24 protein-coding genes are annotated in these 23,090 nt (G+C 42.2%); 13 read left to right on the top strand and 11 right to left on the bottom strand.

All coding sequences use genetic code 11. From position 1 onward, the window contains the following. Window positions 1-92: 92 nt before the first annotated feature. From DCK90_RS15225 to DCK90_RS15215, 3 genes are all read right to left on the bottom strand, one after another. The gene (locus tag DCK90_RS15225; RefSeq protein WP_108247070.1) at window positions 93-1,631 is read right to left on the bottom strand and encodes a BspA family leucine-rich repeat surface protein; all 1,539 of its coding nucleotides are present in this window, start codon (window positions 1,629-1,631) and stop codon (window positions 93-95) included. Between the two features lie 576 nt (window positions 1,632-2,207). After that, on the bottom strand, window positions 2,208-3,038 hold the full coding sequence (locus DCK90_RS15220; protein ID WP_108247069.1) for a sterol desaturase family protein: 831 nt from the start codon (window positions 3,036-3,038) through the stop codon (window positions 2,208-2,210). Window positions 3,039-3,059: 21 nt separating this feature from the next. Further along, window positions 3,060-3,554: a YkgJ family cysteine cluster protein gene (locus DCK90_RS15215; protein ID WP_108247068.1), complete on the bottom strand. Its 495-nt coding sequence runs from the start codon at window positions 3,552-3,554 to the stop codon at window positions 3,060-3,062. A 73-nt stretch (window positions 3,555-3,627) separates the two neighbouring features. Here DCK90_RS15215 and DCK90_RS15210 point away from each other — a divergent pair, with 73 nt between their 5' ends. After that, window positions 3,628-4,341, top strand: a complete 714-nt coding sequence (locus tag DCK90_RS15210; RefSeq protein WP_108247072.1) for a class I SAM-dependent methyltransferase — start codon at window positions 3,628-3,630, stop codon at window positions 4,339-4,341. A gap of 38 nt (window positions 4,342-4,379) precedes the next feature. Then, on the top strand, window positions 4,380-5,177 hold the full coding sequence (locus DCK90_RS15205) for a hypothetical protein (RefSeq protein ID WP_108247067.1): 798 nt from the start codon (window positions 4,380-4,382) through the stop codon (window positions 5,175-5,177). Between the two features lie 7 nt (window positions 5,178-5,184). Here the strand turns inward: DCK90_RS15205 and DCK90_RS15200 are convergent, their stop codons facing one another. Continuing rightward, a complete protein-coding gene (locus DCK90_RS15200; protein WP_108247066.1) occupies window positions 5,185-5,817 on the bottom strand; it encodes a 7-carboxy-7-deazaguanine synthase QueE in 633 nt (210 codons plus the stop codon). 32 nt (window positions 5,818-5,849) lie between these two features. Further along, window positions 5,850-6,302: a RidA family protein gene (locus DCK90_RS15195; protein WP_108247065.1), complete on the bottom strand. Its 453-nt coding sequence runs from the start codon at window positions 6,300-6,302 to the stop codon at window positions 5,850-5,852. 56 nt (window positions 6,303-6,358) lie between these two features. Between DCK90_RS15195 and DCK90_RS15190 the strand changes: the two genes are divergently transcribed. Both DCK90_RS15190 and DCK90_RS15185 read left to right on the top strand, forming a co-directional pair. Next, complete coding sequence (locus tag DCK90_RS15190) at window positions 6,359-7,867, top strand: helicase HerA-like domain-containing protein (RefSeq protein WP_108247064.1); 1,509 nt, start codon at window positions 6,359-6,361, stop codon at window positions 7,865-7,867. Between the two features lie 7 nt (window positions 7,868-7,874). Continuing rightward, window positions 7,875-8,423 carry a hypothetical protein gene (locus tag DCK90_RS15185; RefSeq protein WP_108247063.1) on the top strand — a complete coding sequence of 183 codons (549 nt, stop codon included), beginning with the start codon at window positions 7,875-7,877 and terminating at the stop codon, window positions 8,421-8,423. A 10-nt stretch (window positions 8,424-8,433) separates the two neighbouring features. Here the strand turns inward: DCK90_RS15185 and DCK90_RS15180 are convergent, their stop codons facing one another. Beyond that, entirely contained in the window at window positions 8,434-8,856 is a 423-nt protein-coding gene (locus tag DCK90_RS15180; RefSeq protein WP_108247071.1) for a winged helix-turn-helix transcriptional regulator, read from the bottom strand. Window positions 8,857-8,953: 97 nt separating this feature from the next. On the opposite strand from DCK90_RS15180, the gene DCK90_RS15175 reads away from it, so the two are divergent. Next, the gene (locus DCK90_RS15175) at window positions 8,954-9,793 is read left to right on the top strand and encodes an alpha/beta fold hydrolase (RefSeq protein WP_108247062.1); all 840 of its coding nucleotides are present in this window, start codon (window positions 8,954-8,956) and stop codon (window positions 9,791-9,793) included. A 33-nt stretch (window positions 9,794-9,826) separates the two neighbouring features. Next, on the top strand, window positions 9,827-10,249 hold the full coding sequence (locus DCK90_RS17030; RefSeq protein ID WP_159075860.1) for a VOC family protein: 423 nt from the start codon (window positions 9,827-9,829) through the stop codon (window positions 10,247-10,249). A gap of 2 nt (window positions 10,250-10,251) precedes the next feature. Here the strand turns inward: DCK90_RS17030 and DCK90_RS15165 are convergent, their stop codons facing one another. Next, on the bottom strand, window positions 10,252-10,878 hold the full coding sequence (locus DCK90_RS15165) for a DUF2306 domain-containing protein (protein ID WP_108247060.1): 627 nt from the start codon (window positions 10,876-10,878) through the stop codon (window positions 10,252-10,254). 120 nt (window positions 10,879-10,998) lie between these two features. On the opposite strand from DCK90_RS15165, the gene DCK90_RS17025 reads away from it, so the two are divergent. Continuing rightward, the gene (locus tag DCK90_RS17025) at window positions 10,999-11,145 is read left to right on the top strand and encodes a hypothetical protein (protein ID WP_159075859.1); all 147 of its coding nucleotides are present in this window, start codon (window positions 10,999-11,001) and stop codon (window positions 11,143-11,145) included. A gap of 1 nt (window position 11,146) precedes the next feature. Here the strand turns inward: DCK90_RS17025 and folD are convergent, their stop codons facing one another. The 3 genes from folD to DCK90_RS15150 all read right to left on the bottom strand — a co-directional run bounded on the left by folD (window position 11,147) and on the right by DCK90_RS15150 (window position 14,626). Beyond that, window positions 11,147-12,025 carry a bifunctional methylenetetrahydrofolate dehydrogenase/methenyltetrahydrofolate cyclohydrolase FolD gene (gene folD / locus DCK90_RS15160; RefSeq protein ID WP_108247059.1) on the bottom strand — a complete coding sequence of 293 codons (879 nt, stop codon included), beginning with the start codon at window positions 12,023-12,025 and terminating at the stop codon, window positions 11,147-11,149. A 39-nt stretch (window positions 12,026-12,064) separates the two neighbouring features. Beyond that, window positions 12,065-13,393, bottom strand: a complete 1,329-nt coding sequence (ffh, locus tag DCK90_RS15155) for a signal recognition particle protein (protein WP_108247058.1) — start codon at window positions 13,391-13,393, stop codon at window positions 12,065-12,067. A 174-nt stretch (window positions 13,394-13,567) separates the two neighbouring features. After that, the gene (locus DCK90_RS15150) at window positions 13,568-14,626 is read right to left on the bottom strand and encodes a hypothetical protein (protein ID WP_159075858.1); all 1,059 of its coding nucleotides are present in this window, start codon (window positions 14,624-14,626) and stop codon (window positions 13,568-13,570) included. A 113-nt stretch (window positions 14,627-14,739) separates the two neighbouring features. Between DCK90_RS15150 and DCK90_RS15145 the strand changes: the two genes are divergently transcribed. From DCK90_RS15145 to DCK90_RS15130, 4 genes are all read left to right on the top strand, one after another. Beyond that, window positions 14,740-15,240: an RNA polymerase sigma factor gene (locus DCK90_RS15145; RefSeq protein WP_108247056.1), complete on the top strand. Its 501-nt coding sequence runs from the start codon at window positions 14,740-14,742 to the stop codon at window positions 15,238-15,240. A 75-nt stretch (window positions 15,241-15,315) separates the two neighbouring features. Next, the gene (locus DCK90_RS15140) at window positions 15,316-16,230 is read left to right on the top strand and encodes a FecR family protein (RefSeq protein WP_108247055.1); all 915 of its coding nucleotides are present in this window, start codon (window positions 15,316-15,318) and stop codon (window positions 16,228-16,230) included. Then, window positions 16,208-18,766 (top strand): TonB-dependent receptor, encoded by a 2,559-nt coding sequence (locus tag DCK90_RS15135; RefSeq protein ID WP_108247054.1) that lies wholly within the window; start codon window positions 16,208-16,210, stop codon window positions 18,764-18,766. Before DCK90_RS15140 ends, DCK90_RS15135 begins: the two co-directional genes overlap by 23 nt. Window positions 18,767-18,856: 90 nt before the next feature. Next, the gene (locus DCK90_RS15130) at window positions 18,857-19,225 is read left to right on the top strand and encodes an endonuclease domain-containing protein (RefSeq protein ID WP_108247053.1); all 369 of its coding nucleotides are present in this window, start codon (window positions 18,857-18,859) and stop codon (window positions 19,223-19,225) included. Between the two features lie 35 nt (window positions 19,226-19,260). Here DCK90_RS15130 and argS read toward each other — a convergent pair whose 3' ends face one another. Beyond that, on the bottom strand, window positions 19,261-21,039 hold the full coding sequence (gene argS / locus DCK90_RS15125) for an arginine--tRNA ligase (RefSeq protein ID WP_108247052.1): 1,779 nt from the start codon (window positions 21,037-21,039) through the stop codon (window positions 19,261-19,263). 94 nt (window positions 21,040-21,133) lie between these two features. On the opposite strand from argS, the gene DCK90_RS15120 reads away from it, so the two are divergent. Together DCK90_RS15120 and DCK90_RS15115 are read left to right on the top strand one after the other, a co-directional pair. After that, window positions 21,134-21,559: a hypothetical protein gene (locus DCK90_RS15120; RefSeq protein ID WP_108247051.1), complete on the top strand. Its 426-nt coding sequence runs from the start codon at window positions 21,134-21,136 to the stop codon at window positions 21,557-21,559. After that, complete coding sequence (locus DCK90_RS15115; protein WP_108247050.1) at window positions 21,556-22,977, top strand: SDR family oxidoreductase; 1,422 nt, start codon at window positions 21,556-21,558, stop codon at window positions 22,975-22,977. Before DCK90_RS15120 ends, DCK90_RS15115 begins: the two co-directional genes overlap by 4 nt. The last annotated feature ends 113 nt before the right edge of the window (window positions 22,978-23,090 follow it).

Raw genomic sequence — 23,090 nt, 5'->3', positions numbered from 1 at the left:
CTGACCTCTGACCTCTGACCTTAAAAAAAGAAAAAACCGGAAAAGCACTTGGCCCTCCCGGTATCTTTAAAAACAAAATTGCTATGAAAAAATTACGGACAATTAGGATCTAGACCATCATCAAGGATAGTCCATCCATACTGGCTGATCAACGTATTCTTACCAATGGGGCTACAATAAGTTACGCCATCCGCACCTAATTTAATGTTCGGTGGCACTTGTGTCTCATCTGGGTCCACTACAAACCAACCTATTAAAGTGTTTTCATAATTATCTGTACTCATTGCGGTATTGGTGAGCATATCAGCCATACTCGTCACACTACTAATGTCCCAAGCGCCCAAGCTCTGATCAAAGGAGGCAGCTTCATAGAACATAGCTGGCATAAAGGTCACATTGGAAGTGTCCCAACCGCTTAAATCTCCATTAAAAGAGGTAGCTCCAAAAAACATTCTGGACATATCAATTACATTTCCAGTATCCCAACTACTAATATCCCCGTTAAAGGAGGTGGCTCCTCTGAACACATCAAGCATAATCTCAACATTTGATGTGTTCCAACCGTTAAGGTCTGCATTAAAAGCCCCTGCGTTTAAAAACATCTCTTGCATACTTTTAACATTGGACATATCTGGAACATCCTCGGCATTGTACATCATATTCTTACCGTTACTAAAAGTCTTGAAGAAAGATTGCCACTCTATGCTGCCCCATTGGTCTATGCTCATTAGTTTGCTGCCATTAATTATATAAATATGTGGTAATATCCCTTGAACAGCCACAGTGTAAGCTCCTGCACTAGCATAGGTATGGACTACTGCCCCGTCTATTGGAAAAGTATCAGTGGTGTCAATGGCTTCAATGGTACCATCTCCCCAGTCCACAGTAAAGTTGTATTCGTAATAATCAGAAATATAAAATCCTATCTCTTCCCCATCGGCCTCAGTTTCCCAAGTGGTGATAAAGGAGTTAGGATCATCTGCCATGTTTTCGTTCACGTCCTCAACAGTGATGGTAATGGTGGCTTCCACGCTCTCCTTGCCATCGGTAACGCTTACGGTAATGCTGTGGGAGGTCGCGGTCTCGTAATCCAACGTTTTTCCCTCTGCCAAGGTGAGTACACCGCTTTCAAAAACGGCGAACAGGTCATTGTCATTTTCGGTGAGTTCAAAGGTCAGGGCATCACCATCCGCATCGGCGGCCTCAATAGCGCCCATACTTTCACCAGCAACATGGTTCTCCAATATGGAAAAGTTCTGATCTGTCATTTCGGGGGCCTGGTTCAGCGTTTCTGTGCTTACCGTAAAGCTATCGGTACTGGTAGCGGTCTCGCCATCCACGGCCACGGAAATCTTGCCCGTTGTTGCCCCGGTAGGCACAACTACCTTGAGCTGGGTGGCGGTGGCAGCACTAACGGTGGCGGCTGTTCCGCCAAACTTGACCGTATTGTCCGCTTTGGTGGTGGAGAAATTGGTTCCCGTAATGGTCACCTCGGTGCCCTCTGGGCCCGTTTTCGGTGCAAAACTGGATATTGTTGGTTTGCTGGATGCCGGTGGTGTGTCCGAGCTATCGTCCTTTCCGCAGGACCAGAACATGGCCAAGGCCAATATTGAAAAAAGTAGCTTTTTCATAATTTTTTTGTTTTATGGATTATATATTCTTGCCAAATTCGGGAGTTTCCACAAGGTTTTGGACCACCAATTGACGTATGCCCCATTTGAGTTGACGGATGATGGGTTTGGGTTGATGGAGGTTTGGGTGAAAGGGTAAAAGGTGGAGGGTGAAGGGTTGAGGGTTGAGGGTTGAGGGTTAAGGGTTAAGGGTTAAGGGTTAAGGGTTAAGGGTTAAGGGAAAATAACAGTTGGATCATTGGATGGCTAGAAAGTTCGATTGTTGGCCACTGTTAATTGTTAACCGCCTACTGATTATTGCATTCTGAACTAGGCCCTGAGCGGAGTCGAAGGGACATTCTTATCCGATTGTTGGATGGTTCGATGGTTGGTCTTTAGGAAAGGGTTCTCGACTGCGCTCGAACTGACAATTGTGACCTGTTTATTGTTTGTTGTTGACTGCCCACTGCCAACTGATTAACAGCCACCGTTAATTGCATATTCCTCATTGATAACTGTTAATTGTCTATTGTTCATTGTAAACTGCCAACTGACCTCTGACTTCCGACCTCTGACTTCCGACTTTTTCGAGACATCCTACCCCTCGGTAGTCGGTCTTCTGTATTTATGGAAAGGTTGCTTTAGCAATCCCTTAATGCTACTGTTCTCCTTTTCGTCGGGAAAGGTATCCACACCGTATACGATATCCTTTGAATCCAAATACATATAGGTGCCAAACATACGGTCCCAAATGGAAAAGATATTTCCGTAGTTGGAATCTGTATAGGGCAATTGATAGTGATGGTGCACTTTGTGCATATCGGGACTAACAATGAACCAACTGATGGCTTTATCCACTTTTTTGGGCAAACTTATATTGGCATGGTTGAACTGTGAAAACACGACCGATAGACTTTGGTAGAGCATAATAATACCGATGGGCGCCCCAACGATTACAACACCCGCCAAAGTGAACGAATACCTTATCAAACTTTCGAGTGGATGATGCCTGTTTGCCGTAGTGGTATCCACATTATGATCGGAATGGTGCACCAAGTGAACCATCCACAACGGTTTCACCTTATGTTCCACCCAATGTGCGGCGTAGGCCCCGATAAGGTCCAAGAGCATCACACCAAGAACAACGTATAGCCACAAAGGCATTTCGGGCAGCCAGTTGATGATCCCAAATTGGTTTTCCACCGCCCAGTCCGAAGATTTCAACAATAAAAACGCCAACGGAAAATTCACTATGATCGTGGTCAACGTAAAAAAGAAATTGGGAACCGAGTGCCGCCATTTTTTATAGGGCACATTGAACAAGGGCACAATTCCTTCCAAAACCCAGAAAAAAGTGATGCCCCCCACCAAAATCAAGCTTCGGTGCAAAGAAGGGATGGTCTCAAAATAAGAAATCAATTGCTCCATTCCTTCAAATATAGCAAATCATTAAAATTTTATCGACTTTTTCATCTCCTCGACAATGTTAAAAGCTGCCGGGCAAATGGCTACATTTTTTAAGGTAAGATTGGAAATCTGCTGGAACTTTTTTCTGTCCGTATGTGGAAACTCGCGACAGGCTTTGGGACGGACATCATAAATGGAACAGTAATTATCGGCTCCCAAAAAGGTGCAGGGAACGCTTTGCAGCACATAATCGTTCTCTTCATCCACCCGCAAAAATTCATCGATGAATTGGGATGGTTTCATCCTAAAATGTTTGGCGATTCGTTCCACATCGGCATTGGTGAACAGCGGACCAGTAGTTTTGCAACAGTTGGCGCAAGTAAGGCAATCCGTTCGTTCAAACTCGGCCTCGTGCAGTTCTTGCATGGTATAGTCGAGGTCCTTTGGCGGACGCTTTTTTAGCTTGGCGAAAAACTTTTTGTTCTCCGAATGCTTCTCCCTGGCCTTTTGCGGTAAATCCCTGAGTATTTCTTCCATAATGCACAAACTTATCCATTTTAAACCTTTCCAAGCAATTAAAGTCCCACCTTTGCAGAAACAAACCAAAGCTATGGCAGATGTTTTTGGAATGGCCCTGGAAGATTATCAAAATGGCCGGTATACAGAGGACATAAAAACATTTTCCTCCTTGGATGAGGAAGATGTAATCCCTGTGCCTTATTTGTTCCGAACGTTTGATGAAATGCCCAAAATTGAGCAGAAAGCTCTAAAACTAGCTCGGGGCAAAGTCTTGGATATTGGGGCCGGAGCGGGAAGCCACTCGCTATATTTACAGGAGAAAGGAATAGATGTAACGGCGTTGGACAATTCCGAAGGCGCTATTGCCGTATGCAAGGATAGAGGAATTAAATCGACTGTATTGAACAACGTTCTGGACTATTCAACAGAAAAGTATGATACCTTACTGTTGTTGATGAACGGAATAGGCCTGGCAGGCAAACTGAAGAATTTAAGCCAATTTTTGACGCATTTGGCTTCATTATTGCGACCTAATGGACAAATTCTATTGGATTCCAGTGATATTGTCTACATGTTTGAGCAAGATGATGATGGTGGCTATTGGATTCCAGATGATGGCACGTATTACGGTGAAGTCGAATTTGAAATGGAGTATAAAAACCAAAAAAGCAACCCTTTTGACTGGGTTTACGTAGATATAAATACGTTACAGAATGCTTGTGAGTCGAACGGTTTTAATTGTGAGCTTATAATTTCGGGCGAACATTACGACTATTTGGCCAAACTCACGTTAAAAGAATACTAGTTCCCTATATGGAACGTTCTATTGTATATTAGTTGATCATGAAAAAAATTGTCCTTTTTGCCCTTTGTAGTTTTGGATTACTGATAAGTTGTTCCAAGGATGCCGATGTATCCTCGCCAGAAACCAACACCAACCTAATGGCCGGAAATCGGTTGACCACCGGAGCATCTGCCCGGGACTTCCTTTCCAATGATACTTTTGACAGACTCTTGATAGAAATAGATTATGTGACCGGTTTTGCCCCTACTGCCGGAGCCATTGCCAACTTTGAAGAATTTTTAAGAGCACGCACTTACAAAGAAAACATTGAATTTACCTATTCTGCAGTCGCCTCTCCAGGCGAAGAAAGCCTAACACTAGAAGAAGTGGTTGAACTGGAAAATGAAAATAGGGATGAGTACAACAGTGGCTCAACACTGGCAATCCACATATATTTTGCAGATGCTCCTTCGGAAAGCGACGATGAAAGCGAAGGCTTGGTGACTTTGGGAGCGGTGTACAGAAACACCTCTATGGTTATTTATGAATCCACCATTAAAGATATGGCCAGCAGTAGCACTGCTGTAAGTACCGAAGAGATTGAAACAGCTACTATACTACATGAATTTGGCCATTTGTTCGGATTGGTGAACCTTTCCACAGAATCGGTAAACGACCATGAGGATACAGAGACAGAAAATCATTGCAACGTAGATGGCTGTTTGATGCGCGCCGAATTGCAGTTTGGTGCATCCTTGCTCAAGCAGATGGAAAAAAATACATCCAAAGGCTTGGCCTCAATTCCAGATTTGGACGCCGAATGTCTTCTAGATCTTCAAAAATACGGGGGACGCTAACGTCCGTTTAAGGAATATTTAAATACTTATGTGTCTGTAGGGAAACTTTCCACTTGGGATGTTTCATCACATAATCCACTATCAACGGAACCATTTTATCCCGGACGCTCCATTCCGGCTGTAGGTAAAGAATACAATCTTCTCCTACTTGGGCTGCTTGTTCCTCTGCAAAAATAAAGTCGTGCTTGTTGTACACAATCACCTTAAGCTCGTGCGCTTTTTTATAAATCTCGCCTTCGGGAAGTTTGTTCTTTTTGGGTGATAGGCAAATCCAATCCCAAACACCCGTCAAAGGGTACGCCCCTGAAGTTTCGATATGGATTTTCATATTCTTTGCCTTCAGACCTTGGGTGAGGGGCCCCATATCCCATGTGAGCGGTTCTCCGCCGGTAATCACAATGGTATCGGAATATTTCTCGGCATTGGCCACAATACTATCGATTGCCGTGGGTGGATGTGTCTCGGCATTCCAACTTTCCTTTACATCGCACCAATGGCAACCCACATCACAACCCCCTACCCTAATAAAGTAAGCGGCTGTTCCCTTGTGAAACCCTTCCCCTTGAATGGTATAAAATTCTTCCATCAGGGGCAGCATCAAGCCCTTTTCCACCAAATCCATCACGTTTTCTTCTACCATGGTGCAAAGATAATCCACTTCGGTGGTTTCACCTACTTTACAGCAATAACATCTATCTCTATATGGGCATTGGCCGCAAGTCCGCTAGCTGCAAAGGTGGTCCTTGCCGGTTTCTTTGTAAAAAATTGGGTATAAACCTCGTTAAAGGCTGCAAAGTCGGATATATCCGATAATATTACAGTACACTTCACCACGTTGTCCAAGGTTAAGCTATGCTGGGCCAAAACATCCTCAATATTTTTAATGGCTTGCTCGGTTTCTGCTTGAACCCCTCCTTCGACCAAGGTTCGAGTTTTCTGGTCCATGCCTATCTGTCCCGCCAAAAAGTACATATTGCCCGCTTGTACTACATCACTAAATGGCGCATTTTGCTTTTTGGGCTCGTGCGATTTATAAAAAATAACTTCAGTGGATTCTTGCGCATAAGTGGTTGCCACAAAGCAAGTCAACAAAACGGTCCAGATTGCACATCGCATAGGTTTCATAATCTCATTTTTAGTTTTGCTTAAAATTACCCTATTTTTATCGCAAATTGGATGCAATGGGCAACAAAGAAAAATTCTTCGAGCATTTAGAACAAGGATACGCCATGAAGGGCGACTACATTACTGTTGGAGCAGGAATGCTGGATGGTGAGACTTTGACCAATGCCTTTGTTAAGGTTCCCTTGAAAACGATGAACCGCCACGGGCTGATTGCCGGAGCAACGGGTACGGGAAAGACCAAGACACTACAAGTTTTGGCAGAAAACCTATCTGACAAAGGGATTCCCGTGTTGCTCATGGACCTAAAAGGAGACTTGAGCGGTATTGCGCAGCCAAGCCCTGGCCATGCTAAAATAGATGAGCGCCAAGAAAAAATAGGTTTACCATTCGAAGCCAAAGGATTCCCTGTAGAAATCCTGTCGCTCTCCGAACAAGGTGGGGTTCGCCTGCGTGCCACGGTTTCGGAGTTTGGTCCCGTATTACTGTCAAGAATTTTGGACCTTAGCGTAACACAAGAAGGTATTGTTGCCGTAATATTCAAATATTGCGATGACAATAAGCTTCCCCTTTTGGACCTGAAAGACTTTAAAAAGGTGTTGCAATATGCTACTGGCGAAGGAAAGGATGAGTTCCAAAAAGCTTACGGCCGTATCTCTACCAGTTCTACTGGCACCATATTGAGAAAGGTAATTGAACTGGAACAACAAGGTGCGGACCTTTTCTTTGGAGAAAAATCCTTTGACGTAGATGATCTAACGCGTATCGATGAAAACGGGCGGGGTTATGTGAACATCATCCGTTTGACGGATATAAATGACCGTCCTAAATTGTTCTCGACATTTATGTTGAGCCTTTTGGCCGAAATCTATGCCACTTTCCCGGAACAAGGAGATAGCGACCGTCCTGAGCTGGTCTTGTTTATTGATGAAGCCCATCTAATTTTTGATAATGCCAGTAAAGCACTTTTGGACCAAATTGAAAGCATCGTTAAATTGATTCGTTCCAAAGGAATTGGACTCTATTTCGTTACACAAAACCCAACTGATGTGCCGGACGAGGTTTTGGCACAATTGGGGCTAAAAATACAGCACGCACTGCGCGCATTCACTGCTAAGGACCGCAAGGCAATAAAACTAACGGCACAGAACTATCCCATAACCGAATTTTATGATACCGCAGAGGTGCTGACCTCGTTGGGAACAGGGGAAGCCCTGGTCTCTGCTTTGGATGAAAAGGGGCGCCCTACTCCGTTGGCAGCCACCATGATGCGAGCCCCGATGAGCCGCATGGATATTTTAAGCGACTCGGAAATCAAGGATGTGCTGGACAACTCCAAATTGATAAAAAAATATAATGAAGAAATTGACCGTGAAAGTGCTTACGAAATCTTAACGGAAAAAATAGAAAGAGCCGAAAAAGAGGCAGAAAAGGAAAAAGAAGAAAAATCAACGGGCCGAAAATCATCAGGCCGCACCAGTACCCGAATGAACCCAGTGGTCAAAGTTTTGACCAGTGCAACATTTATAAGAGGTGTTTTAGGGGTATTAAAAAAAGTGATTCGATAATTTTTATATGAAAAAAACAAGCATAGCAATTGCACTGATTTTTGGGATAGTACTAATCCACTCTTGCCAAAAAAATACTACTTTTTTGATTACGGAGACCAGTGTTGGACCTTTGACACAGGACACCAAGGCAAATGAACTGGAAGCCACTTTTGCAAAAGATTCGGTCGTTGGCGATCAAGTGCAAATAGATTTGGGTGCCTCACCTAAAAAATTCGAAATTTTTGAGAAAGGGGGCAAACATCTTTTGACCCTTACCGTGAACACAGATAGTGTACCCAGCATTGAAAATGTTAGGATCATGGACCCCAGATATGTTTCAGAAAAAGGGATTGGACTAAAAAGTACGTTTAAGGATATCCAGAACAAATATGATATCAAGAAAATCGTAACCACCTTGAAAAGTATCGTGATTTTCCCAAAGGGAAGCAACCTTTACTTTACAATCGACAAGGAAGAACTACCTGAAAATTTACGCTTTTCAATGTCTAATATTGAAGCAGTGCAGATTCCCGACGATGCCAAAATTAAATATTTAATGGTAGGCTGGGAATAACCTCCCAATACTACAATAATCCGAATTTTTCACGGTTGGCCAATACTTTTGGACTGTTGTCGTGCATCCATTCGGCCAAGTCCAGTAGTTTTTCCACATAGGATTGTCCAAATTCGGTAAGACTGTACTCAACCCGGATGGGCACTTCGGGATATGCTTCCCGTTGAATGTAACCATCGGCTTCCAGTACTTTTAGGCGCTGGCTCAATACTTTGTTGGATATGCCATAGACATATTTCTTGAGCTTATTGAACCTGAGTACGGGAAAGTACCCCAGCCATAACAATATCAAAACACTCCATTGGTCAGAAGCCACGGACATTACATCTCGAACGGGGCATAGCTCGGGAGGATTCTTTAAATCAATATGACCAAACATTTTTTCCAATTTTTTTACGGTTCTAACCTTCTGATTTTCAGTAATAGTTTCCATAGATATACTTGGTTTTGGATTCGCCACTTCTTTTCTTTTCTAAAAGGAATATGTACTTTTAGTATCATATTAAGAGTAAGTTACAAAAAGTAACCTCATGAAAAAACTTATCAATAAAATAGTTCCTCGGGCCTACGGACAATATTTCAATGTTTATAGCCTTATTGCTCCAAAAAAGGTGGCCGACAATGCATTTCATGTTTTTTGCACAGTGCGCAAGGGCAAAATAAAGCCTGAACAGGCCGCATTTTTGGACGATTTCAAATTAACCACAGAGGAAGTTGCAGGGCACAAAGTGCAATCCTACCACTGGCCGGGAAATGGGGAAACCGTTCTGTTGGTACATGGATGGGAAAGCAACACATTTAGATGGCGTAACCTTATCAAGAAACTTAGGGAGGCCAATTTTAACATTATTGCTTTTGATGCACCTTCACATGGCTATTCTTCTGGAAAGCATTTGTACGTTCCACTGTATGAAGAAGCCGTCAACCATATGGTAAAAAAATATAATCCAAAACACCTTATCGGGCATTCTGTTGGCGGTATGACGATTCTTTACAATCAATATAAAAACCCGAGCGAACATGTGGAAAAAATGGTCACTATTGGCTCACCCTCAGAATTCCATGAAATCATAGAGCATTTTCAGAACATTTTAAAGTTCAACAATAGGGTAATGAAACACTTGGATGATTATGTATTGAATCGTTTCGGGTTCAAAATCGATGAATTTTCCACATCCAAGTTTGCACAGTCCATCAGTAAAAAAGGACTGCTATTCCATGATAAGCACGACCTGATTACTCCATACCATGCCTCTGTCGCCGTCAATAAAAATTGGAAAGGTAGCCGATTGGTCAGCACCGAAGGACTGGGGCATTCCATGCACCAAGACGATGTGAACAATCAAATCATATCATTTTTGGAAGCTTGATAAAGTTGTCCTAATTTTCAGAAAAAATAGACCATGCAAAAAATAACTCCCTTTCATGTTGCCGTTCCGGTTCACAACCTTGAAGAATGCCGGATATTTTACCGTGAAGTTCTTGGTTGCAAGGAAGGTAGAAGTGCCGAGCAATGGGTGGATTTCGATTTTTTCGGACATCAATTTGTGATTCATTACAAACCAAAATCAGAAGAAGAAACCCACACCAATCCTGTTGATGGTAAAAATGTGCCCGTTCCACATTACGGTGTGGTCTTACCTTGGGATACCTTCCAAACATTTTCCAAGGAACTCATTGAAAAGGGAATTGATTTTGTAATTGAGCCTTACATCCGATTTAAGGGAGAGCCTGGTGAGCAGGCCACGATGTTCTTTTTGGACCCGGCAGGAAACGCCCTAGAGTTCAAAGCTTTTAAGGACATGGGACAGTTGTTCGCCAAATAGGTTTAGGCAAGGTTCAAACCTTTTTTGCGTACCCAAAGCATAGCAAAGACCATATTCGGAACCCAACAAAGCCAAGCCACTATTTTATAGGCCAATAAAAATTCACCAAAAACAATGGTGAGCAAAGGCAGCCATATACGCAAAGTCACCGCTGCAAAACAAGCCGCATAACTGTAAATCATCATACCTTGATGAAGTGAAAGGTCCTTCTTTTTGATGGCGACATAAGCTCTAGTCGTGGTAAAGACCCAAATAATCCCGAGACTTATAAAACCAATGGCTGGAATGATACCACCTGTGGCGAAAAATCCAAGATAAATTCCGCATAATCCACTGGTCAAAGCAGAAACCACATAGATTTTTCCTAGATTGCGATGCAATTGCAAACGTTTGGCCCTTAACCTTTTCAAGAACTGGGACCAACCTACCAAAAGCGCTATTCCACCAAAACTAATGTGGCCATAAAACGCCATCTTCCAAACGACATTACTACGTAAATCCGGTGACTTGCTCAACAATACACCAAAATCATCGGAAGCAAATAGATATGCCAAAGGATATAGACCTATACCTATGGCCAGAAAGATGAATACCACCCAAGCTGCCTTGTTTCTTGCTGTTTGAGCCATAATGCCTTGTTTAGCAAGAGGTAAGTTATCGATATTTTGATGACAAAAACAAGAATTTGAAGGGTAATTCGTTATAAGTGTACCAATTAGGCTACCAAGCCGTACCCAAATCCTATTACTATGAAGACAATTTTACTATTGGTAACCCTTGTTTTTTCAGCTATGGCCGTATCCAGCTGCACCAACGATGAAGGTGAAACGGAATTTGAACACCTAAATCCTGATGAGGAGCAACAAATGGCCTTAAAAACCGAACAGAAAAACTAAACTAGTTATTATGGCGCTCTCGTGCCAATAAGGTATTCTTGAGCAACATTGCTATCGTCATTGGCCCTACTCCGCCAGGTACGGGTGTGATAAAGGAAGCTTTTTTGCTGACGTTATCAAAATCCACGTCACCTGTGATGTAGTATCCTTTTTCTTTGGTGTCATCGGCAACCCGAGTGATTCCAACATCTATGATGGTGACACCTTCTTTTACCATGTCGGCCTTTAAGAACCTTGGAACCCCCAAAGCAGATATCACGATATCAGCTTGAAGTGTCAATTCCTTTAAGTTCTGGGTTCTACTGTGTGCCAAAGTCACTGTGGAGTTTCCGGGTTTCCCTTTTTGACTCATCAAGATACTAATAGGTCGGCCCACGATGTGGCTTCTCCCTATTACAACGGTGTGTTTTCCTTCGGTCTCCACGCTATACCTTTTCAAAAGTTCCATTATTCCAAAAGGGGTAGCAGAGATAAAGGTTTCCATATCCAAAGCCATTTTTCCAAAATTGGTTGGGTGGAATCCATCCACATCCTTATCTGGATCTACTGCCATCAATACCTTTTCCTCATCAATATGTTTGGGCAAAGGAAGCTGAACAATATACCCGTCAATTGCCGGATCATTGTTCAATTGGTGTACTTGCTTAAGCAATTCCTCTTCGGTGGTCTCTTCGGGAAGATGGATCAAGGTGGATTCAAAACCTATTTTTTTGCAGGATCGCACCTTACTTCCCACATAGGTAAGACTGGCACCATCGTTACCCACCAAGACAGCGGCCAAATGAGGGACTTTTTCTCCCCGTTCTTTCATTTGGGCCACCTCAACGGTGATCTCTTCTTTAATTTGGTTCGATATTTTTTTTCCGTCAAGGATTTCCATGGGTTGTGTTGGTATTTAGTTCTGGCCTTTTAAATAAAGTTATCTCATATTCTGCATCATCTGCATCATCTTTTTGCCTCCGCCGCCTTGCATCATCTTCATCATTTTGCTCATTTGGTCGAATTGTTTGAGCAACTGGTTCACTTCTTGAATGGAAGTTCCGCTACCTGCAGCAATTCTTTTTTTACGGCTCGCATTCAACATGGCCGGTGTAGATCGTTCTTCGGGGGTCATGGAATGGATGATGGCCTCGATGTGCTTGAAGGCATCGTCATCTATATCCAATCCCTTCAAGGCCTTTCCAGCGCCTGGAATCATTCCCATGAGGTCCTTCATGTTCCCCATTTTCTTGATTTGCTGTATTTGGCTCAAGAAGTCATCGAACCCGAACTTGTTCTTGGCAATTTTCTTTTGAATCTTACGCGCCTGCTCTTCATCGAACTGTTCTTGGGCACGCTCCACCAAGGACACCACGTCTCCCATCCCCAAGATACGGTCGGCCATACGGGATGGGTGGAATACATCAATAGCCTCCATTTTCTCGCCTGTACCGATAAATTTAATGGGCTTGTCCACTACGGATTTAATGGAAATCGCAGCACCACCTCGGGTATCACCATCCAACTTGGTGAGGATTACCCCATCAAAATTAAGGACATCGTTAAACGCCTTTGCAGTATTCACGGCATCTTGACCCGTCATGGAATCCACCACAAACAAGGTTTCTTGTGGCTCAATGGCTTTGTGGATGTTGGAGATTTCATCCATCATCTGCTCGTCCACGGCCAAACGACCGGCGGTATCGATAATCACAACGTTGCAACCTGTACTTTTGGCATGGGCAATACCTGCTTTGGCAATGGCAACAGGGTCGTTGTTATCCCTATCGGAATACACCTCTACGCCAATTTGGTCTCCTACCACATGCAACTGGTCTATCGCCGCAGGACGATACACATCACAGGCTACCAAAAGTGGTTTCTTTGTTTTTTTGTTTTTGAGGTAATTGGCCAATTTACCGGAAAAGGTGGTTTTACCCGAACCTTGAAGACCGGACATCAAGATAACCGAAGGATTGCCCGATAGGTCGATTTCCTCGGCATCGCCGCCCATGAGTTCGGTAAGCTCATCCTTCACCAGTTTTACCATGAGCTGGCCTGGCTGAAGGGTGGTCAAAACGTTTTGACCCAGTGCCTTTTCTTTTACCGTATTGGTAAATTCCTTAGCTATCTTAAAGTTTACGTCAGCATCCAACAAAGCTCTTCTAACTTCCTTCAGGGTCTCCGCAACATTGATTTCAGTAATCTGACCATGTCCTTTTAGGACGTGGAATGCTTTATCTAGCTTTTCACTTAAATTATCGAACATATGTTCTTTGTTTTAAAGAGGGACAAATTTAGTAATAATATAAAAGAAAAAGGACGGCTTTGGGGTGGGCCGTCCTTCTTTTGGAAAAAGAATGGGGAAAATTTTTATTTCTTATTGTAGAATTGACCAATCTAAGCTTCGAAAACTTTTCAATTCAGAATTAATCATTGTGATCTATATATCGCATCTTCTTTCGAGTAGAATTTTATTGCCATCGTCTTTGTACAACTTTATAAGTTCTTCCTCAAGTTTATACACCTGCCATTCTGATGAAAAGTCGGTAAAATTTTCAAATTCTAGACTTAAGTTCACTGCTCCATTTGACATACTTGTATTCCAGGCCCCTGTTATCTCATTTGCCGTAAATGTGGAAAAAACAACAGAACCATCTTCTCTAAATACCATTAAATGTTCCAGGTATTGTTCACTGTTGTCCATTTGGTTGCGGATTACCTGTTTTACCTGTAATGGGCAGGCCAATAAATATTGGTCCAGCTCGGCTTCGGAAAAATCGTCATCGCCAAAATCATTATCGTCATCCTCATCACATTCATTTTTTTCCAATTCCAAAGTTGCTATCAAATCGGCATTGTTTTCAATGACAACTTCAGTACCGTCATGTTTTGTTAGTGTAATAGGGTACTGGAAACTGACCAATCGATTGTCTTCCAACTCCGAAAATACACGGTACATATCTAAATCGGTTTCAATTTGGATTTCGGAACTCTGTTGTACATCAATCACAAAGGTGAACAAGGTTATGGGATATACGAAATCAACACACTCGATATCGTCATCCCCGCCGCCTTCAATGCACTCACGGGCCCTAACCACAAGTTCTCCCTTATTTTCAATAGTGATTTGGCTATAATCCGCAAATGTTATTGTGACGGGAAAAACTATTTCTAGGATATTATTTCCCTCAATGGTAGCATCAAAGACTTCTTCAATTTTTTCAAGATCACTTTTGGAATTGATGCTGATCTCAACCCCATTTGCATTTACGGTATATGGAAACTGAATGGCAAAACAACTGGCTCCGTCCACAATATTGTCATAAGAACCATCTTGGGAGGAGGTTTGTTGAATTAAACCAGCAATATCAGATTGGGCCGCAATGGTTTGTTCCTCGTCACTGCCCCCGACATCTTCATATTCTTCTTGACAGGAATACAACCCAATAACAGACACCATGAGCACAACACGCATCACATTGTCAATCAGCTTCTTCATAACTATTGATTTTTTGGGGTTATTCTTTACCACTAAACAATTCTCAAAAAAAAAACCCTACTTTTCCTTAATATTTTTCAAATATATTTGATTCCCTAATCAAACCATCTTCAATGAGCAACGTTTGTGAAGAGCAAATTTTCAGTAAAGTTTTCAAGGCCCACTCCAAAACGGTCTTTAACTATATATTCTATAAGTTCGGCAATGAGGAAAAAGCCAACGATGCCGTACAAGAAGCATTTGTAAAATTATGGCAGAACTGTGCAAAAGTGAGTCCGGAGAAAGCAAAATCCTATGTTTACACAGTAGCCAACAACCTTTATTTAAATGTGATAAAGGCTGAAAAGGTAAGGTTGAAACATGCCGACAGCCTTGTAAAGGATAGAACCAACGAATCTCCAGAATTTTTAATGGAGGAACAAGAATACAAGGAAAAATTGGACAATGCGCTTAATGCCCTACCCGAAAATCAACGGACCACATTTTTACTGAACCGAATCGATGGTAAAAAATATGCAGAAATTGCAGAAATGGAGGAGGTGAGCGTAAAAGCCATTGAAAAACGAATGCATTTGGCCCTCAAAAGTTTACGGGAACATATTGATGGCATTTAGCTATAGAATTTATTTTGAATTTTAAGTAGGGTATTTTAAAAACTAGTTGTTTGTATAACGTAAAGCATAGAACCCATGCAAGAAAATTATTTGGCAAAATGGCTGAGCGGAGAGCTTTCAGAGGATGAGCTTCGGGAATTTAAAGGCTCCGAAGCGTATGCCTCGTACCAAAAGCTAAAGGATGTTTCTAGTAGGTTGGTAGCTCCCGAATTCGATGCCGACCAAGCATTGCAACGCCTAAAAGATGAGTACATCGACAATGCGCCAAAGGTAATTTCCCTGAACCCGTTCAAGAAATTCCTTAGGGTGGCTGCAGTCATTGCTGTTCTACTTGCTGGTTCATACTTCTACATAAATACTTTGGACGAAAATGTAACCACAGAATTTGCAGAACGCTCCGAAGTTGTGCTTCCCGATGATTCCGAAATATTTTTGAATGCCGGTTCCCAAATCTCATACAGCGAGAAAGGTTGGGACAAAAATCGAAACATTGATTTACAAGGCGAAGCTTTCTTTAAAGTAGCCAAAGGAAAAAAATTCACCGTTTCTACCGACCATGGAACAGTTAGCGTATTGGGAACACAGTTCAATGTGGAAAACAGAAAAGGCTTTTTTGAAGTAACCTGCTACGAAGGATTGGTAAGCGTTACCCATAACAATAAAGAATTAAAACTGCCCGCAGGAAATTCATTCCTCGTAATCGATGGAAAAGTTGTGAGTACAGGAACACCTAATGGTTCTTTTCCCTCTTGGATGAACAACGAAAGTAGTTTTGAAAGTATTCCTTTAAAATATGTTTTTGCCGAGCTGGAAAGACAGTTCAACATCCAGGTCAGCATTGAAAATATTGATACAAATCTTTTATTTACAGGGTCTTTTAACAACACAGACCTAAAAATGGCGTTAAAAAGTATAAGTGCCCCCTCCCAAACACGTTTTAAAATAGACGGAGACAACGTACTTTTTTATGCTGAGAACACACAACAATAAGCATATAGGCCTCGTCCTCGGTGTTTTGTTTTTTCTGGTAGGCAACATCAATGCACAGGAAGAACAACAATCCCTTATTTCATACATAAAAAATATAGAGAATCGTTTTAATGTCAAGTTCTCCTATCTAGATGAGGATTTGGATGGTCTTTCCATCAAAATTCCAGAAAACCTAAATACCCTAGAAGAAATTCTTCAATATATCAAGAACACCTTCAGCATTCAAACAGAAAAACTCAATGACCGATATTACACCCTCTCCACCAAAAATCAGATCAATGTGTGCGGTGTGGTTTTGGATAATTTTGCCGAAAACACGGTTATTGGCGCCACAATAGAGGTTTTGGGAACAGGCACCGCTAAAATAACGGACAATAACGGCTCTTTTTCACTGGAGAATATTCCTAGAAACGCGTCCCTGCAGATTCGGTACTTGGGTTATGTGACCAAATATGTAAAGGTAGAATCCCTCTTGCAACAAAGCGGATGTCCCAAAATACTTTTGGCACCTTATTACGAGCAATTGGATGAAGTGTTCGTGTACAAATACCTCACCTCGGGAATTATAAAAGAAAAGGATGCCAGCATCACATTGAACACCGCAGAGTTTGGAATACTCCCGGGACTTATTGAACCTGACATTCTGCAAACCGTCCAGGCTTTACCAGGGATAAAAAGTATTGACGAGACCGTATCGGACATCAACGTTCGTGGTGGTACCAACGACCAAAACCTTATTCTTTGGAACGGCATAAAAATGTATCAATCCGGGCATTTTTTTGGGTTGATATCTGCCTTTAACCCCTATCAAACGGATAAAGTGACCATCTATAAAAATGGGACACCCGCCAACTTTGGTGACGGGGTTAGCAGTGTTATTCAGATGGAAACTGGCAACAACATTCCAGAAACCTTTAATGGTGGAGGTGGTTTTAATTTAATAAGTGGTGATATCTACGCCGAGGCTCCCATAACCCATAACCTTGGGATTCAGTTTTCCGCAAGGCGTTCCGCTACCGATTTTTTGAGGACACCCACATACAAACAGTTCATCAATCGGGCTTTCCAGGATAGTGAGATTACACTTCAAAACAACAGCACCGTTGATGATGAATTTATACGTGATGAAGACTTTTTCTTCTACGATTTTTCTGGAAAAATCCTGTACGACCTAAACGAATATCACAAAATCAGACTGAGTGCCATACACATCAAAAACAATTTGAAATTTGATGAGACCAATGTTACGGCAGATGAAACCAACATCAGCCTATTGAAGCAAGACAATATTTCCGTTGGGGGGCAACTCCAGAGCAGTTGGACCGATAGATTCTCCACACACCTGAATATGTATTACTCCAAGTACAATTTGGATGCACAAAATATTTATGATAATCAGGTTCAGCAGTTGTTCCAAAACAATCAGGTGATTGAAAACGCCTTAAAATTAAATACCAACTATATTCTGAATGATTCCTTTAACTGGAACAATGGGTATCAATATATTGAAACTGGTATTGTCAATGCCACTATCATAAATCAGCCCAGTTTTGAAAGTGAACTCAAAGGAGTAATCCGAACCCATGCACCATACTCACAACTCAATTACAATTCTCCCGGGAATAAATTCATCGGGGAAATTGGAGCGCGATTCAATTTTATCGATAATCTAAACACCTTTCAACAGCTTTTGGTGGAACCCAGAATCAACCTGAACTTTAAATTGGCCAATTATATTAGGGCCGAAGTTTTGGGAGAATTCAAAAGCCAGACCACCAACCAAATCATAGATTTGGAACAAAATTTTTTGGGCATCGAAAAACGCAGATGGATTCTTTCCAACGATAACACGCTTCCCGTGACCAAGAGCAAGCAAGGCTCGGTAGGCATCAATTACGAAAAAAACAATTTTTATGTGGGTGTCGAGGGCTTCTATAAAAATGTGGACGGCATCAGCACCAGCACGCAAGGATTCCAAAATCAATATCAATTTTCGGGAGAAATAGGAAGCTACAATGTTAAGGGATTGGAACTGCTCATCAATAAAAAAGGAGATAATTATAGTACTTGGTTAAGCTATGCTTACAACAAGAATGATTACACCTTCGACTCCATTGTACCACAAACATTCCCGAACAATTTGGACATAAGGCACACCATTACCTTTGCCAGCACCTACAATTATAAGGATTTGAAGCTGAGTATTGGTCTTAATTACAGAACAGGCAAACCGTTTACCGAACCTGTTCCAGGCGATGAAGGGCTGGATGAGAACTTCTCCCCGCCCAGAATCAACTTTCAGGCCCCGAACAGTAGCCGATTACCTGACTATTTTAGGGCGGATGCCTCGGCCATATACAATTTTCAAATTGGTAGAACTATTCGGGCCAACGCCGGGCTGTCCATTTTAAACTTCACAAATAGAAGAAACAGCCTCAACAAATATTATCGGGTCAACCAAGATAATGAAATCGAGACCGTGGAAAACTTTTCACTGGGCATTACCCCCAATATGAGTTTTAGGGTGAGTTTTTAAATTTTGTAGATTTATAGAATCAATCTCCCCGATTCAATAACCTGAATCACCCCTCTTTTTCCAAGAGGGGAGCTTTTTATATAGAGATTGATGAAAAAAAGAATCCATAACCGCAAAGAATTAGAAAACTACAGAAAAAAGTTACGAAAGAACCTAACCCCCGCCGAAGCTTTTTTATGGCGTTACCTCAAAGCCAAAAAACTACGAGGTAGACGTTTCAACCGTCAGCATAGCATCAAAAACTACATTGTTGATTTCTATTGTGCTTCAGAAAAATTAGTGATAGAATTGGACGGAGCCGTACACAATACACCTCAAGCCCAAGAATACGACGCAAAGCGCACTCAGGTTATAAATGAACTAGGTTATACCGTGATACGATTTGAGAATAAAATGGTGTTTGAAAACCTGGAATCCGTATTATCGGAAATTACTGAACATTTTAAACAAAACCCATAGGCTTCTCCCTTTTAAAAGGGAGACTGAGAGGGTTCCTACATCCTATCAGGAACATCAATACCCAACAAACGGAACGATGATTGAATCACCTCGCCCACTTTTTGGGACAACTGCACCCTAAAGTTTTTCTTCTGCTCGTCAATTTCACCTAAAATGGAGACCTGTTGATAGAACGAGTTAAACTCCTTCACCAAATCGTAGGTATAGTTTGCAATCAATGCCGGACTAAAGTTTTCCGCTGCCAACTGAACCGTTTCCGGGAACAATTGAATTTGTTTCAATAACTCTTTCTCCTTTTCGTGCAAGTCCAGAGAGGTCTCGACTGCGCTCGACCCAACACCCTCTGCCTTACGCAAAATAGATTGAATCCTTGCGTACGTATATTGAATAAATGGTCCTGTGTTTCCCTGAAAATCCACCGATTCTTCAGGATTGAAGAGGATACGCTTCTTTGGGTCCACTTTTAAAATATAGTATTTAAGCGCTCCCAAACCTATGGTTCGGTACAATTGCTTTTTCTCTTCACCGGAATAGCCTTCCAATTTGCCCAATTCTTGGGAAATGGATTCGGCGGTATCTTCCATATTTTTGATAAGGTCGTCCGCATCCACTACGGTACCTTCCCTACTCTTCATTTTTCCGCTTGGCAAATCCACCATGCCATAACTCAAATGGAACAACTGCTCCGCCCAAGAATAGCCCAGTTTTTTCAAGATAAGGAACAAGACTTTAAAGTGATAATCCTGCTCATTACCCACCGTGTAGACCATTCCGTTAATGTCTGGATGGTCCGTTACCCGTTGGATGGCCGTACCGATATCCTGGGTCATATACACCGCAGTGCCATCGGAACGCAATACGATTTTTTCATCCAATCCGTCATCCGTCAAGTCAATCCAAACACTGCCATCTTCTTTTTTAAAGAAAACCCCACGTTCCAATCCATCCTTAACCACATCCCGACCCAGCAAATAGGTATCGCTCTCGTAGTACAGGGTATCAAAATCAACGCCCAAGTTCTTGTAGGTGATATCGAAACCTTCGTACACCCAACCGTTCATTTTTTTCCAAAGTGCCACAACTTCATCATCCCCAGCTTCCCATTTACGGAGCATTTCTTGGGCCTCCAATAAAATCGGAGCCTCTTTTTCAGCCTTTTCTTTGGGTGTACCTGATTCGACCAATTCGGCTATCTGTTCTTTGTAGGCTTTATCAAAGGCCACATAGTATTTTCCAACCAAGTGGTCCCCTTTTAAACCGGAAGATTCTGGGGTTTCACCCTCGCCGAATTTCTGCCAGGCCAACATACTTTTGCAAATATGGATACCTCGGTCGTTAATAATCTGGGTTTTGTACACCTTTTTGCCAGAAGCCTTCAAAATCTCCGCTACGGAATAGCCCAAAAGATTATTTCGGATATGCCCCAAGTGCAACGGTTTGTTGGTATTTGGAGATGAATATTCCACCATCACGGCATCATCCGACTGGGTTTTTACATAACCAAAATCGGTTTCTTCAAAAATGGCGTTGAAGAAATTAAGGTAGTAGCTATCAGCAATAAGAATGTTCAAAAAGCCTTGTACCACGTTGCACTTCAATACTTCATCAACATTCTCAACCAGGTACTCGCCTATCTTGGTCCCAATCTGCACCGGATTCCCTTTCACAAGGCGCAACATAGGGAATACCACTACGGTAATATCACCCTCAAAATCCTTTCGGGTAGGTTGAAATTCCACCGTGGGCAAGTCAACTTGGTACAGTTGTTTTACCGCCTCGATTACTTTTTGGGTCAAATCGTTCTGCAAACTCATCTATAAAGGCTTTTCAGGGCGCAAAACTACGCATTTTTTGGGCTTTTCCCACACATCGGTCAAACGGTCCGCCGTAATTTGACTAATTTTAGATATGCTTTTGAACGTCTCCTACAACGATAAAACAATCACCAAAAAAATTGACGATGCCGTAGGCAAGCCCATCCCCATAAAAGAGCGTTTTGCCATGGGCGGTATCGGCTCCCCAAAACTTTTTATTACCGAAGCCAGTATCGACATCTACAACCTGCTTATTTTGGATAACAGCACCAATACCTGTAATGTGGAAATTCGTCCGAATGGCATCATTGTTCGGTTCCGTTCCCGTTTGGAGACCTACGGGCTTATCATCCCCTACTATAAATTGAACGTGTACAAGGGTGATATCGGAATCTATTCCATTTATATGGACCATTACTTTATAAAAGTAAAATCGGATACCAAATCCATTCAGCGATTCTTCCGTAAATTGTTGGACCATCGTGCGGACAACCTACCCACTAACCTAGAAGATATATGAAAATATTACTGACAGGGGCCAATGGCTATATCGGCATGCGCATATTGCCCAAACTTTTGGATATGGGCCATAGCGTAGTTTGTGCCGTTCGGGATGAAAAACGGCTTTCGGTCGATGCTAAAATCCGCTCAAAAATTGATATTGTCGAGATTGATTTTTTGTACGACCCCGAAAAACAACAGGTCCCCAAGGATATTGATGCCGCCTACTACTTGATACATTCCATGACCTCATCCGTCACCGATTTTGATGAAAAAGAGGCGCAAGCGGCCAAAAATTTTAATATGATTTTGGGGAAAACCCAATGCCAACAGGTTATCTACCTCAGCGGTATTGTGAACGACAAGGAACTTTCCAAACACCTCAGTTCCAGAAAAAATGTAGAAGAAATTCTATACAAAGGCCCGTTTGATGTTACGGTGCTCCGTGCTGGGATTATTGTAGGCTCTGGAAGCTCTTCTTTTGAAATTATACGGGACCTCTGCGAAAAACTGCCCATCATGATTACCCCTAAATGGGTGCTTACCAAAACGCAGCCGATTGCCATTCGCGATGTGATTCAGTTCCTTACCGAAGTGTTGGGCAACAAAGAAACGTATGGTCAATCCTTTGATATTGGCGGTCCAGATATTCTTACTTATAAAGATATGTTGCACGGCTACGCCAAGGTTCGTGGGTTTAAAAACTGGATTTTCACCGTTCCCGTGATGACTCCAAAATTGTCTTCCTACTGGCTTTATTTTGTGACCTCGACCTCCTATAAATTGGCTATGAATCTCGTGGACAGCATGAAAATGGAAGTCATTGCCGAGGATAATCGTTTACAAAAAATGCTGGGCATAGAAACCCACAGTTACGAAGAAGCCATCGACTTGGCCTTCAAAAAAATTGAACAAAACCTCGTTATCAGTAGTTGGAAGGACAGTATTGCAAGTGGCAGAATAAAAAAGGATTTAGAGGATTATATCCAAGTACCCAAATATGGCGTGCTGCAGGATAAAAAATCCATTCCCATACAAAATGAGAAAGAAGTCCTTAGGAATATCTGGCGGATTGGTGGTGCAAACGGCTGGTATTATGGAAATTGGCTTTGGAAAATTCGTGGTTTTTTGGACAAGCTAGTTGGGGGACCGGGACTGCGACGCGGACGAACCCATCCCGATAAAATTTTTCCTGGTGATGCGCTAGACTTTTGGCGAGTCCTCTTGGCCGACAAAAAAAGCAAGCGACTGTTGCTCTTTGCCGAGATGAAAACCCCAGGCGAAGCTTGGCTGGAGTTTAAAATTGAGGACGGTGTGCTCTATCAAACTGCTACCTTTCGGCCCAAAGGGCTATTGGGGCGATTGTATTGGTACTCCGTGCTGCCGTTCCACCTTTTCATCTTTGGCAACATGATCCGGAATATTGCAAAAGTGTAAATACTCAAAGTAAAAAACTCTGTCACATCTCAACTGTCCCCTTCGACTGCGCTCAGGGTGACAGCTTGAAATGACGAATCTTCCCAACTCCCAACTCCTAACTCCTAACTCCT

It is taken from the genome of Muricauda brasiliensis, from assembly GCF_003057865.1.
Lineage (GTDB): Bacteria > Bacteroidota > Bacteroidia > Flavobacteriales > Flavobacteriaceae > Flagellimonas > Flagellimonas chongwuensis.
The sequence above is the reverse complement of the archived record's forward strand: the minus strand, read 5'-3'. Positions and strand labels throughout refer to the sequence as shown.

Coding starts and splice junctions, on each gene's coding strand:
- DCK90_RS15225 (WP_108247070.1), bottom strand. CDS start 1,631: ATGAAAAAGCTACTTTTTTCAATATTGGCCTTGGCCATGTTCTGGTCC.
- DCK90_RS15220 (WP_108247069.1), bottom strand. CDS start 3,038: ATGGAGCAATTGATTTCTTATTTTGAGACCATCCCTTCTTTGCACCGA.
- DCK90_RS15215 (WP_108247068.1), bottom strand. CDS start 3,554: ATGGAAGAAATACTCAGGGATTTACCGCAAAAGGCCAGGGAGAAGCAT.
- DCK90_RS15210 (WP_108247072.1), top strand. CDS start 3,628: ATGGCAGATGTTTTTGGAATGGCCCTGGAAGATTATCAAAATGGCCGG.
- DCK90_RS15205 (WP_108247067.1), top strand. CDS start 4,380: ATGAAAAAAATTGTCCTTTTTGCCCTTTGTAGTTTTGGATTACTGATA.
- DCK90_RS15200 (WP_108247066.1), bottom strand. CDS start 5,817: ATGGTAGAAGAAAACGTGATGGATTTGGTGGAAAAGGGCTTGATGCTG.
- DCK90_RS15195 (WP_108247065.1), bottom strand. CDS start 6,302: ATGAAACCTATGCGATGTGCAATCTGGACCGTTTTGTTGACTTGCTTT.
- DCK90_RS15190 (WP_108247064.1), top strand. CDS start 6,359: ATGGGCAACAAAGAAAAATTCTTCGAGCATTTAGAACAAGGATACGCC.
- DCK90_RS15185 (WP_108247063.1), top strand. CDS start 7,875: ATGAAAAAAACAAGCATAGCAATTGCACTGATTTTTGGGATAGTACTA.
- DCK90_RS15180 (WP_108247071.1), bottom strand. CDS start 8,856: ATGGAAACTATTACTGAAAATCAGAAGGTTAGAACCGTAAAAAAATTG.
- DCK90_RS15175 (WP_108247062.1), top strand. CDS start 8,954: ATGAAAAAACTTATCAATAAAATAGTTCCTCGGGCCTACGGACAATAT.
- DCK90_RS17030 (WP_159075860.1), top strand. CDS start 9,827: ATGCAAAAAATAACTCCCTTTCATGTTGCCGTTCCGGTTCACAACCTT.
- DCK90_RS15165 (WP_108247060.1), bottom strand. CDS start 10,878: ATGGCTCAAACAGCAAGAAACAAGGCAGCTTGGGTGGTATTCATCTTT.
- DCK90_RS17025 (WP_159075859.1), top strand. CDS start 10,999: ATGAAGACAATTTTACTATTGGTAACCCTTGTTTTTTCAGCTATGGCC.
- folD (WP_108247059.1), bottom strand. CDS start 12,025: ATGGAAATCCTTGACGGAAAAAAAATATCGAACCAAATTAAAGAAGAG.
- ffh (WP_108247058.1), bottom strand. CDS start 13,393: ATGTTCGATAATTTAAGTGAAAAGCTAGATAAAGCATTCCACGTCCTA.
- DCK90_RS15150 (WP_159075858.1), bottom strand. CDS start 14,626: ATGAAGAAGCTGATTGACAATGTGATGCGTGTTGTGCTCATGGTGTCT.
- DCK90_RS15145 (WP_108247056.1), top strand. CDS start 14,740: ATGAGCAACGTTTGTGAAGAGCAAATTTTCAGTAAAGTTTTCAAGGCC.
- DCK90_RS15140 (WP_108247055.1), top strand. CDS start 15,316: ATGCAAGAAAATTATTTGGCAAAATGGCTGAGCGGAGAGCTTTCAGAG.
- DCK90_RS15135 (WP_108247054.1), top strand. CDS start 16,208: ATGCTGAGAACACACAACAATAAGCATATAGGCCTCGTCCTCGGTGTT.
- DCK90_RS15130 (WP_108247053.1), top strand. CDS start 18,857: ATGAAAAAAAGAATCCATAACCGCAAAGAATTAGAAAACTACAGAAAA.
- argS (WP_108247052.1), bottom strand. CDS start 21,039: ATGAGTTTGCAGAACGATTTGACCCAAAAAGTAATCGAGGCGGTAAAA.
- DCK90_RS15120 (WP_108247051.1), top strand. CDS start 21,134: ATGCTTTTGAACGTCTCCTACAACGATAAAACAATCACCAAAAAAATT.
- DCK90_RS15115 (WP_108247050.1), top strand. CDS start 21,556: ATGAAAATATTACTGACAGGGGCCAATGGCTATATCGGCATGCGCATA.